The 17,334-nt window shown below is 55.4% G+C and carries 15 protein-coding genes; 9 read left to right on the top strand and 6 right to left on the bottom strand.

The genetic code is table 11. The features are described from left to right. The first annotated feature begins 55 nt into the window (after window positions 1-55). Genes INT21_RS14220 through INT21_RS14210 form a run of 3 tightly spaced genes read left to right on the top strand, consistent with a single transcriptional unit; the run spans window position 56 to window position 3,699 of the window. Entirely contained in the window at window positions 56-1,504 is a 1,449-nt protein-coding gene (locus tag INT21_RS14220) for a TrkH family potassium uptake protein (protein WP_193068521.1), read from the top strand. A gap of 39 nt (window positions 1,505-1,543) precedes the next feature. Next, window positions 1,544-2,797 (top strand): TraB/GumN family protein, encoded by a 1,254-nt coding sequence (locus tag INT21_RS14215; protein ID WP_193068520.1) that lies wholly within the window; start codon window positions 1,544-1,546, stop codon window positions 2,795-2,797. Next, entirely contained in the window at window positions 2,794-3,699 is a 906-nt protein-coding gene (locus INT21_RS14210) for a DMT family transporter (RefSeq protein ID WP_089039160.1), read from the top strand. The genes INT21_RS14215 and INT21_RS14210 overlap by 4 nt, the downstream gene beginning before the upstream one ends. Here the strand turns inward: INT21_RS14210 and INT21_RS14205 are convergent. Next, window positions 3,696-4,457 carry a tRNA-uridine aminocarboxypropyltransferase gene (locus INT21_RS14205; RefSeq protein WP_089039161.1) on the bottom strand — a complete coding sequence of 254 codons (762 nt, stop codon included), beginning with the start codon at window positions 4,455-4,457 and terminating at the stop codon, window positions 3,696-3,698. The two genes, INT21_RS14210 and INT21_RS14205, sit on opposite strands and share 4 nt — an antisense overlap. A gap of 210 nt (window positions 4,458-4,667) precedes the next feature. Between INT21_RS14205 and bioB the strand changes: the two genes are divergently transcribed. Genes bioB through bioA form a run of 6 tightly spaced genes read left to right on the top strand, consistent with a single transcriptional unit; the run spans window position 4,668 to window position 10,370 of the window. Continuing rightward, entirely contained in the window at window positions 4,668-5,744 is a 1,077-nt protein-coding gene (gene bioB, locus INT21_RS14200) for a biotin synthase BioB (protein WP_193085368.1), read from the top strand. Then, a complete protein-coding gene (bioF, locus tag INT21_RS14195) occupies window positions 5,731-6,885 on the top strand; it encodes an 8-amino-7-oxononanoate synthase (RefSeq protein WP_193085367.1) in 1,155 nt (384 codons plus the stop codon). The genes bioB and bioF overlap by 14 nt, the downstream gene beginning before the upstream one ends. Further along, entirely contained in the window at window positions 6,873-7,610 is a 738-nt protein-coding gene (locus INT21_RS14190; protein ID WP_193068559.1) for an alpha/beta fold hydrolase, read from the top strand. Before bioF ends, INT21_RS14190 begins: the two co-directional genes overlap by 13 nt. Continuing rightward, window positions 7,601-8,380: a malonyl-ACP O-methyltransferase BioC gene (bioC, locus tag INT21_RS14185; RefSeq protein ID WP_193068560.1), complete on the top strand. Its 780-nt coding sequence runs from the start codon at window positions 7,601-7,603 to the stop codon at window positions 8,378-8,380. Before INT21_RS14190 ends, bioC begins: the two co-directional genes overlap by 10 nt. Then, window positions 8,377-9,102, top strand: coding sequence for a dethiobiotin synthase (bioD, locus tag INT21_RS14180; RefSeq protein ID WP_089039166.1), 726 nt, complete (start codon window positions 8,377-8,379; stop codon window positions 9,100-9,102). The genes bioC and bioD overlap by 4 nt, the downstream gene beginning before the upstream one ends. After that, a complete protein-coding gene (gene bioA / locus INT21_RS14175) occupies window positions 9,099-10,370 on the top strand; it encodes an adenosylmethionine--8-amino-7-oxononanoate transaminase (RefSeq protein WP_193085366.1) in 1,272 nt (423 codons plus the stop codon). Before bioD ends, bioA begins: the two co-directional genes overlap by 4 nt. Before the next feature lie 29 nt (window positions 10,371-10,399). On the opposite strand, the gene INT21_RS14170 is transcribed toward bioA, so the two are convergent. From INT21_RS14170 to INT21_RS14150, 5 genes are all read right to left on the bottom strand, one after another. Then, window positions 10,400-11,113 (bottom strand): SIR2 family NAD-dependent protein deacylase, encoded by a 714-nt coding sequence (locus INT21_RS14170; RefSeq protein WP_193068562.1) that lies wholly within the window; start codon window positions 11,111-11,113, stop codon window positions 10,400-10,402. Window positions 11,114-11,290: 177 nt separating this feature from the next. Next, window positions 11,291-13,057: a bifunctional isocitrate dehydrogenase kinase/phosphatase gene (aceK, locus tag INT21_RS14165; RefSeq protein ID WP_193085365.1), complete on the bottom strand. Its 1,767-nt coding sequence runs from the start codon at window positions 13,055-13,057 to the stop codon at window positions 11,291-11,293. Between the two features lie 187 nt (window positions 13,058-13,244). Continuing rightward, window positions 13,245-14,678, bottom strand: coding sequence for an ethanolamine permease (eat, locus tag INT21_RS14160; RefSeq protein WP_193085364.1), 1,434 nt, complete (start codon window positions 14,676-14,678; stop codon window positions 13,245-13,247). A 212-nt stretch (window positions 14,679-14,890) separates the two neighbouring features. Continuing rightward, on the bottom strand, window positions 14,891-15,733 hold the full coding sequence (eutC, locus tag INT21_RS14155; RefSeq protein WP_193068564.1) for an ethanolamine ammonia-lyase subunit EutC: 843 nt from the start codon (window positions 15,731-15,733) through the stop codon (window positions 14,891-14,893). Then, entirely contained in the window at window positions 15,726-17,141 is a 1,416-nt protein-coding gene (locus tag INT21_RS14150; protein WP_089039172.1) for an ethanolamine ammonia-lyase subunit EutB, read from the bottom strand. Before INT21_RS14150 ends, eutC begins: the two co-directional genes overlap by 8 nt. Window positions 17,142-17,334: the final 193 nt, after the last annotated feature.

The raw sequence follows: 17,334 nt of genomic DNA, 5'->3' as shown, positions 1-17,334 counted from the left end.
CTTCTAGGCAACGCTCTTCAAGAAAACAGGCCACCGCTATGAGGCAACCACTGCTATGAGTTTGCGGGTCATACTACGCATTTTAGGGCTACTGTTGATGCTATTTAGCCTCACCATGTTGCCACCCATGCTGATATCGCTTTGGTTTCGCGACGGTGTTTGGCACGCTTTTATGAGCGGCATCGCCATTTCAGTGATAACGGGCTTACTGCTTTTCCTACCCAATCGCCGCGCCCATAAAGAGCTACGAATTCGCGACGGTTTTATTATTGCGGCGATGTTTTGGACCGTACTGGCCCTCTTCGGCTCGCTACCACTGATGCTGTTTGGTGAAGGCTCGCTCGGTGTCACCGATGCGGTATTTGAATCGTTTTCCGGACTCACCACGACTGGTGCAACCGTCATTACTGGCATCGATTTTCTGCCAGAATCCATTCTTTACTATCGCCAGCAGTTGCAGTGGTTAGGCGGCATGGGGATTGTAGTGTTAGCGGTGGCCATTTTGCCCACCTTGGGTGTCGGGGGAATGGCCCTGTACCGTACTGAAATTCCTGGGCCGCTAAAGGATTCAAAGCTGACGCCGCGAATTACCGAAACCGCTAAAGCACTGTGGTACATCTACGCAACGCTAACGCTGGCCTGTATGGTCGCTTACATGTTGGCGGGGATGAGCTGGTTCGATGCCTTGGGACACAGCTTTTCGACCGTCGCTATTGGCGGATTTTCGACCTATGACGCCAGCATCGGCTACTTTGACAGTGCCGCCATTGAGCTGATTTGCGTTGGCTTTATGCTGATCTCAGCATTCAGCTTTAGCCTGCATTTTATTGCTTGGCGTGAAAAGCGCTTGCTGCACTACTTTCAGGACCCTGAAGCGCGCTTTTTAATGATATTTCTTGCTGGGTTAACCACGATCACCGTGATTACTTTGTGGCTCACGGACACCTACGACGATGTTGAAGGTCTGAGACACGCGCTCTTTGAAGTCGTCTCTGTCGCCACCACTGCGGGCTTTGCAGTTGCCGACTTTTCAGGCTGGCCGGGTGCGTTACCGTTTCTATTATTTGTCGCCGCCTTTGTAGGTGGTTGTTCCGGATCGACGGCGGGCGGCATGAAAGTAATCCGCATTATTCTGATCTTGAAGCAGGGTATGCGTGAAGTCATGCGCCTTATTCACCCCAACGCAGTGATTGCCGTTAAAGTGGGTAAAGTTAGTGTTCCCGACAGCATCGCCCAGGCGGTATGGGGCTTTTTCTCAGCCTACGTCATGCTATTTTTCTTGATGCTGGTGGGCGTTATGGCAACAGGTGTTGACCAAGTTACCGCTTGGTCAACCGTTGGTTCTACACTGAACAATTTAGGCCCAGCGTTGGGCGAAGCTAGCAGCCATTACGGCGACTTGCCCAGCCTAGCCAAGTGGATTTTGGTGCTCGCGATGCTGCTGGGCCGCTTGGAAATTTTCACGGTACTTGTGCTATTTACACCCGCCTTCTGGCGTCGTTAAACACGTATCAATGCTTTCTATTCAAATTGAGACACATTAATGATCCATGACGATGCAACACCGCTGGCGCAAGAACCCAACGCGCAGCCTAAGACCAGCGGCCCGTTAAAAACCGTCACCGTTGGCGGCACCCGTTATACCCTGCTCGGCACCGCTCACGTCTCTGCCGAAAGTGCCGATGACGTTCGCCAGTTAATCAACAGTGGCACTTTCGATGCCGTTGCCATTGAGCTATGCGACGCACGTCATCACAGCATGGACAACCCCGATGCCATGGGGGAACAAGATCTTTTTCAGGTATTTAAACAGGGCAAAGCGGGCATGGTAGCGGCAAGTCTGGCGCTTGGTGCGTTTCAGCAACGGATTGCTGAGCAGTCAGGCATTCAGCCTGGCGCTGAAATGCGTGCGGCAGTAGAAGAGTGCCGTACCCGCAAGCTGCCTTTAATGTTGGTCGATCGTGACGTTGGCATTACATTAAAACGCATTTACCGTAATGTCCCCTGGTGGCAACGTTTCTCGCTATTTTCGGGGCTAATTGGCAGCGTTATGTCGCGCCAGGATGTTTCCAAAGAGGACATCGAAAAGCTCAAAGAAGGCGATATGCTGGAAGCCACTTTCAGCGAATTTGCCGCCGAATCAGAAGCACTCTATACCCCGCTTATTCGCGAACGCGACCGCTATATGGCACTGCGTTTAGCTGAAGAAGCGCCGCCTGGGCGCTATCAAAACGTGTTAGTGGTGCTGGGTGCCGGGCATTTAAAAGGCACCGGTGAACACCTGGAAGCACCGCTTCCTGAAAACCCCACCACTGAGCGTGAATCGCTGGAGGCAACACCGCCACCGTCTAAACTCTGGAAAGCTGCCCCTTGGCTGATTACCGCGCTGGTTATCACCGGTTTTGTGATCGGCTTTTCGCGCAATACTGAGCTTGGCTGGCAGTTGGTCATTGAGTGGTTTTTAATCAATGGCATTTTATCCGGCGGCGCGACGATAGCAGCCCTTGCGCACCCTGTGACGGTGATTGCCACCTTCTTTGCCGCCCCACTGACCTCGCTTAACCCCACCATTGGTGCAGGCTTTGTCGCCGCGGGGGTCGAACTCTATATGCGCAAACCGAAGGTGCGCGACTTTTCGACACTGCGCCATGATGTCACCGAGCTCAAAGGCTGGTGGAAGAATCGCGTCTCCCGTACGTTGCTGGTGTTTATTTTGGCAACATTAGGCTCTGCGGTGGGTACCTGGGTAGCAGGCTTTAGAATTGCCGGTGCACTGTTCGGTAGCGGCACCGCGTGAGTACGATCAAACAAGCGCCATGGCAAGCTGATGCATTGCTATTGCTGGTAACGGTGGTAGCCGCTGGCGGCTGGATTTTTTCTAAAGAAGCGTTAGCGGGTATGCCGCCGTTGCTGTTTATTGGTACGCGCTTTTTACTGGCAGGACTGATACTCCTACCCTTCGCCTGGCCTGCCCTAAGGCGCTTACCCGCGCGTAGGATAAGACGCGGCGTACTGGTAGGCTGTTTGTTCAGCACCGCGATGGCCTTCTGGATTCTGGGGTTAAATTACTCTGACCACCTGGGCGAAAGCGCGTTTATCAACAGTTTGGGAATTTTGCTGGTACCCGTTGTAGCACGGTTGCTGTTTGGCGACCGTCCGCCACGCTCTACCTGGATCGCCCTGCCGGTAGCGCTACTGGGCTTTGCCCTCCTGTCGCTAAACGCAGGGTTCAAAGTAGAAGCTAGTCAATTGCTAATGGTCTGCGCGGCGCTCTGCTTCGCGCTACTGATCAACGTCAATACTCGCGTGGTGCGCAACGTGCCAGCGCTACCGCTCACCACACTACAGTTGCTCTCGGTGGGCAGCGTACTGACCTGCCTATCCTTGTTCGCCGAGGATCAGCCGCTAGCGCTCAGCCCCTCAATTCTGGGCTGGTTTATGGCCAGCGTGCTGCTGGCAAGTTCGCTGCGCTTCTTTCTGCAAATCAAAGCCCAGGGCATGACCACACCTAGCCACGCGGCAGTTATCTTAATGCTTGAAGCCGTGTGGACCGCCCTATTCGCCGCATGGTGGTTTGGCGAAACCATGACCCTGCTACAGCTGCTTGGCTGTAGCCTGATTTTTACCGCCCTGTTGATTAACCGCTGGTACTGGGTACGTAAAGTGATGCTTCGCTGGCTACCGGGTGCTCAGCGCTAACCCTTGCGATCTAATAGCCGCTGCATGGCAGCGGTTGGTTCAGCAATTTTGCGATAGTAACGGCTTTCAGCGTAGCTATCGTTAAATACATCAAAGTAATCGTCTAGCACATCAGCGGCATTTTCATCACCACTTTGGCGCAGCAGTTCAATGGCAACTTCTGCCGTACACAGGTGCGCTTTTGAGGCGGGTTTGCGTAACCGATAGCGTGTTTCCCGCTCAGTGCGCAGCGGTAGTACCGGCAGCGCATCCAGATAAGGACTCTTGCGGAACATTCGCCGCGCTTGGCGCCAAGTGCCATCTAAAATCACAAATACCGGAATACGCGCCTGCTGCTTTACAGCGTGCACAGCATTAATGTCCACCACACGGTCCGCGTAGTCGGGCTGGTCATCTGGGAAGATCACAAAAGGCGCGTAGCGCGGATCTTCAAGCAGCGCGGCTAACTCTTCGTCCGGCGCGGTGCGGTACCAGGTAAACACTCTGGTTTGCGTCAGCACATCGCCAATTAACCGCCCCGTATTGGTCGGCTTGTAGTGTTCTATAGAGTGGGTCAACAGCCATACCTGGGCGGTGCTATCCGCTTTCACCTGATAAGGGCACAGACAGTTGAGCTCAGGAAGATTGCACCCTTCGCAGCGTGTGACAAAACTGCCCCGTGCTTTAAATTCACGCCGAGGTGGACGCGGATGCCCCGTAGCAGGGTCGTAGTCAGTCAATGAAGAAGACTCAGGGGGCTGTGACGTAGCGTCGGACATCCGCGCTCCAATTTATAAAGGGCGATTAATAAAGGGCGATTAACAAAAGACGGTTAACAAAGGGCGCCGAGTATAAAGCAGCCCGGCCACCATGACGAACTCCAGCTCTCTAAAACCACTCGTAGTAAACCAACATACTTTGAATAGTTGACACCAAAAGCGTAACGCCGCTAGAGTCTCGTCAACTTTCAAAAGAAAAAAGGTTTACCCGTGACCGCCACCGCTTTCAATACCGCCGCCCCGCGCCACGACTGGACGCTGGAAGAGATTAATGCGCTGTTCGCGCTGCCCTTCAACGACCTGCTATTTAAAGCTCAGCAAGTGCATCGCGCCCACTTTGATGCTAACGCGGTGCAGGTCTCGACCCTGCTGTCGATTAAAACGGGGGCTTGCCCGGAAGACTGCAAATATTGCCCGCAGTCCGGTCACTACAATACCCAGCTCGAAAAAGAGAAGCTGCTGGAAATCGAAAAAGTCGTTGCCCAGGCCAAGGCCGCCAAAGAAGCCGGCGCTAGCCGTTTCTGTATGGGCGCGGCATGGCGCAGCCCGCGGGACAAAGATTTACTGCTGGTCGAAGAGATGGTTCGCCAAGTAAAAGCGCTGGGGCTGGAAACCTGCATGACGCTAGGTATGGTCGACGGTGATCAAGCCAACCGTTTGGCGGCTGCCGGGCTGGATTACTACAACCATAACCTGGATACCTCCCCCGACTTTTACGCTGAAATCATCACCACCCGCACCTTCAGCGACCGCCTGGACACCCTGGCCACCGTGCGTGAAGCGGGCATGAAAGTATGCTCCGGCGGCATTTTAGGCATGGGCGAAGGCGCGCAAGACCGCAGCGCGCTGTTACAGCAGTTGGCGAAGTTATCACCGCACCCAGAATCCGTGCCCATTAATATGCTGGTTAAGGTACCGGGCACTCCGCTGGAGAACGTCGAAGACTTGGACCCACTTGAGTTTATCCGCGCCATCGCGGTGGCGAGGATTATGATGCCGCAAAGCCATGTGCGGCTTTCCGCTGGCCGCGAGCAGATGAGTGAGTCGACTCAAGCACTGGCATTTTTGGCGGGAGCCAACTCGATCTTCTACGGCGACAAACTGCTCACCACCGGCAATCCTCAGGCAGACCGCGACCGCGCGCTATTTGCAAAATTAGGCCTGCACCCAGAACGCCGTGATACCTGCGAAGATGAAGCCACTCACACCGAGCGACTCACCCAACAAGCTCAGCAGCGCGCCCAGGCAGAGCGGGCAGCAGCACTGGCGGTAGATGCCAGTGTCTGACGCGTGGCAGCAGCGGCTAGCCAGCGCCCGTCAGCAGCGTGTTGATCAACAGCGCTGGCGGCACCGACGAGTGAATACCCTTGGCACGCTGGACTTTGCCGGCAATGACTATCTCGGGCTGGCTCATGATCCACGCGTGCAAGCTGCCCAGGCAGAGGGTGCGCGCCGCTTTGGCGCAGGCGCGGGCGCGTCGCACTTGGTCAGCGGCCACTTGGAAGTTCACGACGCACTGGAAGACGCCCTAGCCGAGTGGACCGGACGACAGCGTGCACTACTGTTTTCCACTGGCTATATGGCTAACCTTGGCGTGTTGCAGGCGCTCGCTGACCCGCACACTGCCCTCTTTCAAGACCGTTTGAACCATGCCTCGCTACTCGATGGTGCAACGCTAAGCGGCGCTCGCTCGCGACGCTTTCATCACCGCAATAGCGCTGATCTTGAACGTCTGTTGGCGCGCAGTTCCGCCCCCCATAAGCTGGTGGTCAGCGACGGCGTGTTCAGCATGGATGGCGACGTTGCCGATATTGCCACCCTTGCCCACGTCAGCCAGCAACACAACTCCTGGCTAATGATCGATGATGCTCACGGTCTGGGCGTGTTAGGCGCTAACGGCAGCGGCTGTGTGGCAGGTTTTGATAGCCAAGCGGTGCCTATTTTGGTGGGTACACTGGGCAAAGCACTGGGCACCGCTGGCGCGTTTGTGGCCGGTGACGCGGCGCTGATTGAGCACCTCACCCAGTTTGCTCGCAGCTATATCTATACCACGGCCCAACCCCCCAGCATTGCCGCAGCGACCCTGGAAGCGCTGGCTATCGTGCAGCGCGAGCCTGAACACCGCCTACAGCTTACGCGCCATATCAACTATTTTCGCCAGCAGGCCCAAGCGCTCGGGCTGCCCCTTGCCGACTCCCATACACCTATTCAACCGCTGTTACTCGGCAACGAGCCACGCACCATGGCTTGGGCGGCTAAGCTCGCCCAACGGGGTATTCACGTCGGGGCGATTCGCCCGCCCACGGTACCTAATGGTGCCGCACGGCTGCGTATTACGCTGAGTGCCCGCCACACTCCAGGCGATATTGATCGGCTTATTGAAGGGCTGAACGCCTGTCAGAGAGAGGAAGCAGCATGTCCCGCCTAGACGCCCCACAACGTCTGGTGCTGCTGTCGGGCTGGGGGATCGATCAGCGCATCTGGCAGCCGCTGGACACCTACTGGCCTGCCCATACTGATGTACACACGGTGGACTGGCCGGGCTATGGCGATACCCCTGCCCTGGCTGAACCGGCCACCCTTGATACCCTTGCCAGCGCCATGGCCGACCAACTGCCCAGTAACGCTGTGTGGGTTGGCTGGTCGCTGGGCGGGCTGTTAGCCAGCGCGCTGCTCGATAAGCTGCCTGCGCCACGCGGCCTTGTGCTGATTGGCACAGGCGGTCAGTTTTGTAGCGATGACGGCGTGAGCAAAGCCGAGCTTGCCAGCTTTCAGCGCGCCTTTAGCCGCGCCCCCGACGCCACCTGGCGGCATTTCTTACGCTGGCAAACCCAAGGCGAACCTAACGCTCGCCACGCCCACCAACAGCTACGTGCCATGTTGGGTGACACCCCCAACGCTACTAACAGCACCCTATCCCAAGGGCTTCACTGGCTTGCCACTCTGGATAACACCCAGCGTTTGCAAGAGGCGCCCTGTCCGGTCATTCAACTAGTGGGCGAGCACGATCCGCTAGTAGCTTCCAGCACCCGCGCTCAGGCGATTAACCTTGCCCACGCAGGACACTGCCCGATGCTTTCCCAACCTGCTCAACTAGTCGCGACCATCGCTTCCCAGGCCGCACTGGTCGCCAAGGAGCACGTATGTACCTAACGGCAACGCCAGCGCCAAACTGGCAGGCAAAAGTCGCCCACGCTTTCTCTCGCGCGGCACCCCGCTACGATGCGCTGGCCAGCGCTCAGCGCCAGATAGGGGAAACGCTCTGGTCATCGCTTCCGCCGAGTGCCGACAACATACTCGACCTTGGTTGCGGCACCGGTGTCTGGACACAGCGACTAGCCACTCAATTTCCCCATGCCAACGTCACTGGGCTGGATATTGCCCCTGGCATGCTCGCCCATGCCCAGGCGCGCTATGGCCATCATATTCGTTGGCAGCAAGGCGATGCCGCCGCGCTGCCTTTTGAGCGCAGCACCTTTGATCTGGTCTTTTCCAACCTTGCCATCCAGTGGTGCCGCGATATCGATGCGGTGATGCGCGAGCTTCAACGAGTGCTGTCCCCTGGCGGCCAAGTGCATCTCACGACGCTCTTACCCGGCACGTTGGCAGAAGTCGCCTCTGCTTGGCAGCGCCCGGAGGCATTACTGCAGACACCGAATGCCCTGACACTTGAACGCGCCGTTGCCTTAAGCGGCTTAACGCTGGTTGATCGCATTACCGAGTGGCGGCGGTTTTACTACCCCGATCTCACTACCGTCATGGCTTCAATTAAGGGGGTAGGCGCCCAGGTGGCGCGGCCCAAGGCACGTCTTACCCGCCGAGACCTGGTCGCCGCCCGCCAGCGTTTTGAAACGCTACGTGAACCCCAAGGGCTCCCCGTTAGCTACCACTGCCTCACTCTGCGCTTGGAAAAATCACCATGACCGTCTATTTCGTAACCGGCACCGATACCGATGCAGGTAAGACCCTGGCCACCAGCGCACTGCTGTGCGCTGCCAAACAGCAGCAGCTCAGCACGCTGGGGCTTAAGCCGATTGCCTCTGGCAGCCACATCACGGCGGATGGGCTGCGCAATAGCGACGCCTTGGCGCTACAACAACAGAGCGCTCCCCCCGTCGATTACACCACCGTTAACCCGTGGGCGTTTGCGCCCGCTATTGCGCCGCACCTGGCCGCCAGCGAGGCGGGGTGCGCTCTTAACGTCAATAGCGTAGTGGCCTCGCTTACCGCCACCCTAAACGACATGCCGCGCGATTTAACGCTCATTGAAGGCGCTGGCGGCTGGCGTGTGCCACTCAATGAGCACAACGACTTTTCCGATATACCGCGGATGATGCAGCTGCCCGTTATTCTGGTCGTGGGACTAAAGCTTGGCTGTCTTAATCATGCGCGGCTTACCGCGGAGGTGATCGCTGCCGATGGCCTACCCCTTGCGGGTTGGGTCGGCAGCGTAGTGGACCCTGAGTTCGCCGCTGATACAGCGCGCTTTGAGGCCAATATCGCGCTGCTTAAAAACGCCCTTAACGCGCCATGTCTAGGCATTATTCCTCATTTAGCCACCGCCGATGCCACCCATGCGCGCCACGCGCTTTCACTATCTGCACTGCTCAACACCTCAGTTTTGAATCAGGAAGCCGCTCTATGAGTTCTCCCGTTTGGCACCCTTACGCCCACCTCAAAACACAAGCACCCGCCCCTAAAGTGGTCGGCGGCAGCGGTAGCCATTTCACCCTGGAAAGCGGCGAGCAACTGCTCGACGCGACCTGCTCCTGGTGGTGCATGATTCATGGCTATGGCCATCCACGTTTAGTCGCGGCCATTCGTGAACAGGCAGGCGAGCTATGCCATGTCATGCTCGGAGGCCTCACCCATAATCCCGCCGACCAGCTTGCTCGGGAGCTCGTGCGCATCACCCCTGACGGTCTTAATCACGTGTTCTACTCCGACAGTGGTTCAGTCGGGATGGAAGTGGCGATGAAAATGGCCCTGCAGTACCAGGTGCTCATCGGCCACCCCGAAAAGTGCAAGATGCTTTCGTTAATGAAGGCCTACCATGGCGACACCACCGGCTGTATGGCGGTATGCGACCCTGAAGAAGGCATGCACAGCCTGTTCGCCAGCCTGCTTCCCCAACACCACTTCGCTCCCGCGCCCACCGCACCGTTTAACGCCACACCGGAACAGGTAGCCGACGATTTAGCGGCGCTGCGCGACGTACTGGCGAGCCATCACCATGAGATTGCTGCCCTGCTGATGGAGCCGTTGTTACAGGCAGCAGGCGGGCTGAATATGACCTCGCCTGACTACCTGCGCGGCGCACGGGCGCTATGCGATGAGTTTGGCGTGCTGCTGATTTTTGATGAAGTGGCCACCGGTTTTGGCCGCACGGGTAAGCTGTTTGCTGCCAATCACGCTGACGTGACACCAGATATTATGGTGCTCTCTAAAGGACTAACCGGCGGCTATCTAGGCCATGCAGCAACCCTAGCCAACGACCGCGTTCACGATGCATTTGTTGGCGACAGCGCCCACCATGCCTTTATGCACGGCCCGACATTTATGGGCAACCCGCTGGCCTGCCGCGTCGCGCTGGAAAGCCTGCGCGTGTTTGAAGAGGAGCACTACCTGGACAAGATTGCGACTCTCAGCCAACAGCTTAGCCGAGCGTTAATTGACGACTCTGCGCTGAACGCCCACCCAGACGTGGCCGATGTGCGGGTGCTGGGTGCCACCGCAGTGATTGAAGCGCACTCCGCCGAGACGCTGAAAGGTGTCGGGCAGTTCGCCCGCGAGCGAGGTATGTGGCTGCGCCCAATCGGCCGCTGGCTTTACACCATGCCCGCTTATATCGCCACCGACGCCGAAATAACTCAGATTACCGACGTAATGAAGGCATGGTTTTTGAAGCGATAGCTCTTAAAGCAATAGTTATTAGAGAACACTCAAGGCAGCATCAAATTGCCCTGTTTGCGCCACTGGTTGACCAAGGCAGGAACGCCTTCACCTGCAGTGGTGTTAATCGCTAGAACGCCCGGCGGTGTTAAGGCATCCGCGTCGGGGTCGACCAGCGCACACGGGGTATCCAAATCAATATACGATAGCAGCGATGCTGCGGGCATAACCGCCAAAGACGTGCCCACCACCAGCAAAAAATCCGCCTGGCTAACAAGTTCACAGGCGTCTTCAAACAGCGGCACCGACTCACCGAACCACACTACATCTGGGCGCAGCTGGCTGCCTTTGTCGCAAATATCTCCCAGCGCAATACCGCCTTTCGGCAGTGGATAGCGCAGCCGCGCATCCACTGAAGAGCGCGCCTTCAAAATCTCACCATGCAGATGCAACACATCACGCGACCCTGCACGCTCATGCAGATCATCAATATTCTGCGTAACCACGCTGACTCTAAAGCCATCTTTTTCAAGCGCCGCCAAGGCTTTATGGGCAGCGTTTGGCTTGGCCTTACGAATTTGCTCCCGGCGCAGATTATAAAACTCCAGCACCCGCTGAGGATCTCGCTGCCAGCCCGCAGGCGTGGCTACCTCTTCGACTGGGTGGTCTTCCCACAGGCCATCGCTGGCACGAAACGTTTTAATGCCACTCTCGGCGCTAATCCCTGAACCGGTAAAAACCACTAGGTGCGGTGGTGCTGTCATGTTTTCCTCGACTAAATCACTGCTTACTGTTTCACAAGGAGCCTCTTATTAATGTAATGAGCGCAGGCCAGACAAGGCAAAAATCAACGAAAAAGCGCAGTTTACGAGTTGTAAATGAGCATTTTAAGGCGATTTTTAACGCAGTATGGCCAAGCGCAATAGTTAATCAGAGGTTACTTAATATACCAGCTGCCCTATAGTCCCCGCGAAGCGCTGCTTATTACGATATGGGTAAACATCAATCACCCGACCATCGACAATGGCCTGCTGTAGCTCCAACCAGTAATCGGGATCAAATAACTCCGGATGCTGTTGCATAAAAATACCGCGCAGCTCCGGGTTGGCAAACATAAAGGGGCCGAACTCCTCGGGGAAGATATCGTTGGGGCCAACGTAAAAACTCTCCCCACCACCTCCCTGAAAGTCATTGCCATACGATTTGGGCATGTGCCGAAAGCGACACTCCGTGAGATAGCACACCTCGTCGTAATCGTAAAAAATCACTCGACCATGGCGGGTAACACCAAAGTTTTTTAACAGCATATCGCCCGGGAAGATGTTCGCTGCTGCCATCTGTTTAATGGCGTTACCATAGTCTTTGAGCACCATCACGCGCTCGTCCGCGCTGCACTGCTCCAGATAGATATTCAGCGGTGTCATCATGCGCTCGGTATAGCAGTGCTTGATTATCACCTTGTCATCTTTCAATGACACAGTAGACGGCGCTACTTCTAGCAAGTGCTCTAAACACTCTGGCGCAAAGTGATCCTGACGCACGATAAAATTCGAGAACTCCTGGGTATCAGCCATACGCCCAACACGGTCATGGCGTTTCACCAGGCGGTATTTCTCGCGCACTATCGCGTGGGTGACCTCTTTGGCCGGATCGAATTTATCTTTAATGATCTTAAACACGGTGCGAAAACTAGGTAGCACAAACACCGCCATCACCATGCCACGCACACCAGGCGCAATGACAAACTGATCCTCACGCTTGGCCACTTGCAGGTTTAGGGCACGGAAAAATTCGGTTTTGCCATGCTTAAAAAAGCCAATCGCGGCATACAGTTCGCCTTCAGGCTTATGGGGCATGAGCTGTTTTAAGTAATGAACAAACTCCCCAGGCACCGGCACATCGACTTGGAAGTAGGCACGGGTAAACGAGAAAATAATCGAGACTTCATCGGTCTCGGTTAGCACGGTATCCAGGTGCAGGCAGGGGTCGCCGCCCTGCTGCTCGCCAAACCCTTCACCATGTAGAATAGGTAACACCAGTGGCACCTGCTCACCGCCACCCAAAATGCGGCCGACTAAGTAGGCCCCTTTATTACGGTAAAAGACGCTTTTCAACAGCTCTAATTGAGCGTCTTCTGACTGCAAAATAGCGGCGGGAAGCAGGGTTTCTAATAGGCCTGCAGCTAGTCCAATATCGCGCTCCAGATCAGCAAAGGCGTTATCAAATGGTGCCTCTTCAAGCGCCCAGGCAAGCGCTTGAGCCCAATCGCCATTGACGGAATACTGTCGACAAAGCTCAATTCCAGAATGGTGCGCAGCATCTTCTCGGGAGCTGTACACAAACATCCAGTCATTGCGAATATGGCGGTGGTGGAAAATCGAGCAGAATAGTGAGTTAAAAAATGTCTCGGCCAACTCGTAATCCAACCGCTGACTAATCAGCTGCGCATAGTGCTCACGTGCCTCCCGCCAGGTCTCACAGTACGTAAGCGCCTCATGATCAAACGTACGCTGCAAACGTGTCAGCGTATCGCCCACTTTCTCTTCATAAAGGTTAATCCGCGCCGCTGAGGCTTGCTGGGCATCACGCCACGCCGCATCACGAAAACGCCGACTGGCGTCAAAGGTAATCTGCTTGAAGCGTGCTCGGTAGCCATCAAATCCATGCAGAATAGTGGCCGCTAAACGATACGCGGGAGAGTGCTTCATGGCGGTGCTCCTGATTATTTCTCCCAGCTTCGCGTAACGGAGCACTACATGCGAGAAGACCTTGGTGGGTAATCCGCATGTTTAAGAAAGCAGCTGGCTGTTTTAGCACTCATCATAAAAAAGCCTCTGGGCCATTGGGCACAGAGGCTTAAACTGCCTAGTCAGCCTAGGCGGTTAGGATCAAACATTACAGCTTGGCAGCAGTTGGCACCGGCTCGTCAATGTCTAGTTCTTCCGGGGCAGCAGTCACCAGCGCAAACTCCTCTTCAGCGGTTTTCGCCACCAGCTTATTCTTGCTGTAAAGGAAGTAGTACGCTGCACCAGCAATGAATAGAACGATGGTGTAATTAAACGCGCGGGGGTCGAAAGCATAGACACCGGTCAGCGCGACGAGGGAAAGCACTAACGCAACGCCAGAGGTCACCACACCACCGGGTGTTTTATAAGGGCGCGGCAAGTCAGGCTGTTTCACTCGCAATAGAATGTGGCTGAGCGCCATCAATGCATAAGAGAGCGTCGCGCCGACAACGGCCATCCCTAGAATTAGATCACCCTCGCCGCTAAGTGAGACCAAAAAGCCAAATACACCAGGCACAATCAGCGCCAGATAAGGCACTTTACGCTCGCTGGTCAGTGACAGTGGTTTTGGTAAGTAGCCCGCACGAGAAAGCGCAAACACCAAACGGCTGTAGCCATAGATAATCGAGAAAAATGACGCTACCAACCCCGCAAGGCCCAACACATTAACCAGCGTGGCAAGCGTTGGGTTGCCCGCAACGTTAAGCGCATCGACCAGCGGCACCCCACTTTGACCAATCATTTCGGCTCCCGCCGCGCCGGCCAGTAACACCACGACCAATAAGGCGGTAAATAGCAGGAACAGCATCGCAGCAATAATCCCTTTAGGCATATCCCGCGCGGGGTCTTTGGCTTCCTCTGCCGCTAGCGGCACGCCCTCAACCGCCAAAAACAGCCACATCCCAAACGGCAGTGCGGCCCAAATACCGTACCAACCATAGGGCATAAAGGTGCTCGCACCGGCTGCATCGGTGGGCGCAATATCAAACAGATTCGCTGAATCGAAATTGCCGATCAGCGCCACTGCCGTTGCCAAAATCGCGAACACGGCCAGCCCGCTAATCACCATCATCACTTTTAGCGCTTCACCCACGCCTGCTAGGTGAATACCGATAAACACTGCGTAGAACAGCAGGTAAACCAGCGGCCCATTAATGCCCAGCAGCGATTCAACTGCCGAGCCAATGAAAATCACGATCGCAGCAGGCGCAAGCGCGTACTCAATCAACACCGCAAGCCCGGTTAAATAGCCACCGGCTGGCCCCATCGCTTGGCGAGCAAAGCTATAGCCGCCGCCAGCGGCTGGAATCGCTGCGGACATTTCAGCCAATGCTAATACGAGTGCCAGGTACATCATCGCCATTAAGCAGGCGGCAATGGCAAAACCACCCCAACCCGCTTCAGCAATACCGAAGTTCCAGCCGGCAAAATCACCGGAAATAACATAAGAAACCCCAAGCCCTGCTAGTAATAGCCAGCCCGCGGTACCTTTGCGCAGCTGGCGCTTGGCCAAATACGCTTGATCGACAGAAGGTTGTGTCATTGTCATGCCCTTTTCAGTGTGGAACGCAATCGTTGTCAGCGGCGTGCCGAGTCGGGGTGTTGGTTCCATATTGTTGTTAGGAGTTTTTTAGGAGCGTTTCTATAAGTGCTTGTTATTTATGTACTGTTATTACTCTTTTTAATTACTATTTAATTACTCTGTTATCTATATGGCGCTGCTTATGCATAACGCTTCGCTTCCTGTGCCGCTTATTAATCGGCCACCAGGAAGTTTTGAGTTGTCCCCCCTGTTGCACCGTCTAATACGCTGTCCTCGCTACGATCTTTCAGTTGCACGCCAGACAGTTTCCGCTGACGGGCTTCGGTTAATAGCAACAACAACCGCCGTGCGGCCTCTTCCGGTTTGAGCCCTGCTGGGCGCACGTTTGAAATGCAGTTGCGGCGGTCATCCTTTAAGCCCACTTCTGGTTCCCAGGTCATATACAGCCCGAGGCTATCTGGAGAGCTTAAGCCTGGGCGCTCACCAATCATCACCAGCACGGCATCGGCATTAAGCAGCGCGCCAACCTCATCACCAATCGCCACGCGGCCCTGCTCTACGATGGTTAATGGCGCGAGCTGCCACTCCCGCTGATCACTCTCCAAGGCGCGATACAGCGCAGTAAGAAACGGCTCGCTGTTCTGCTGTACTGCCAGTGCGGAAAGTCCATCGACAATCACCACCGCTAAATCGAAGCGCTGGCCACATTGCGCCGCTTGTTGCAGTTGCTCTCGCGAAGCGTCGTCAAGACGACGGCCATAATCCGGACGCTGCAGATACATGGCCCGGTCTACTGCATGGCTATGCACATGAATAGGTGTCTGGTTCAGGCTCAGCGCTGTCGTTAACTCATCGGCCAGCGCGTCGCACTCAAGGGGGCAGTGAACGGCATCCTGGGCTTGGGCATGAGCCAGTTGAAACGCCAATAGCTGATGCGTGGGCAGACTAATGCCCGCTCGTCCCAGCCCAATGCGAGCATCGGTAAATGCCCTCAGCCGCTCCCATGGGTTAGCGATCACCATCGGTGGGGCTTTTTTCGATTCATTATCAGACATCGCGAGCAGCCTCCGTTGGCAGGTGGCGCAGGCTATTAGCGAAAGCGGCAGGTAGTTGATCATTTAACCGATAGGAGGAAACATCTTGGAAGATTTGCATCTTCGCCAGCCACTGCTCGAACTCCGGGGCGGCCTTCAACCCAAGCACGCGCCGTGCGTAAAGGGCATCGTGAAAGGACGTGGTTTGATAGTTGAGCATGATGTCGTCAGAGCCAGGGATGCCCATCACAAAGCTACAGCCCGCCACGCCTAATAGCGTCAGCAGGTTGTCCATATCATTTTGATCGGCTTCAGCGTGATTGGTGTAGCAAACATCACAGCCCATGGGCACGCCTAGCAACTTGCCGCAAAAGTGGTCTTCCAGTCCCGCCCGGGTGATCTCTTTGCCATCGTACAAATACTCAGGGCCAATAAATCCCACCACCGTATTCACCAGCAGCGGATTAAACTTGCGCGCCACCGCATAGGCGCGGGCTTCACAGGTTTGCTGGTCTAAACCATGATGAGCGTCAGCGGAAAGCGAGCTGCCTTGCCCAGTTTCGAAATACATCACGTTGCGCCCAACTGTACCGCGGTTCAGCGTTTGAGCGGCCGCCTCGGCTTCTGCCAGCGTACTCAAATCAAAGCCAAAACTGCGGTTGGTGGCTTCGGTACCGCCAATGGATTGAAAAACCAGATCTACCGGTGCGCCCTGCTCAATCGCTTCGAGCGTGTTAGTCACATGAGTGAGCACACAGGATTGGGTGGGTATTTCATATTTCTGAATGACATCGTCCATCAGGCGCATTAGCTTAATGCTTTGGGCGACATTATCAGTAGCAGGATTGATCCCAATGACCGCGTCGCCACTGCCATACAGCAAGCCATCCAGAATACTGGCGGCAATCCCGGTCACGTCATCGGTAGGATGGTTGGGCTGCAAACGCGTGGATAACCGCCCCGGCAAACCAATCGTATTGCGAAATGCGGTCGTCACATGGCACTTCTTGGCGACTAGCATCAAATCTTGATTGCGCATCAACTTGCTAACAGCGGCGGCCATTTCAGGGGTAATGCCAGGGCGAGCCGCGGCTAACACATCGCTGGTGGCATAGTCGGATAGTAGCCAGTTACGAAAGTCACCCACGGTTAAATGCTTCAGCGGCGCAAATGCAGCAGCATCGTGCTCATCGATGATTAAACGAGTAATTTCGTCTTGCTCATAGGGGACCAGCACATCATTCAAAAATGTGGTAAGCGGGAGCTCTGCCAGCACCATTTGCGCCACTACCCGCTCTTCTGCTGATTCTGCAATGACCCCTGCCAAGCGGTCGCCAGAGCGTGGCGGCGTGGCCTTGGCCATTAATTCCGCCAAGCCATTAAAGCGATAGCGGCGGCTTCCAACAGTTGTGTGATAGGTCTGCGCCATGGGACCTTCCTTTTTTATATTTAAAAGTGGCTTTTTCTATAACTACGGTTTCTAAAACTACGGTTTCTAAAACAATGGCGCCGAATGCGCGTTGAGGAACAGAATTTGCTTGTTTCCACAATAGCGCTATCACTTAATGGGGAGTATCGAGTTTTGGCAAACCTGTCATACTTATAAAAATATTATTAAATAC

This window comes from Halomonas sp. 3F2F (genome assembly GCF_014897805.1).
Lineage (GTDB): Bacteria > Pseudomonadota > Gammaproteobacteria > Pseudomonadales > Halomonadaceae > Vreelandella.
Note: the sequence above shows the minus strand (reverse complement) of the source record. Positions and strands in the feature narration are given on the sequence as shown.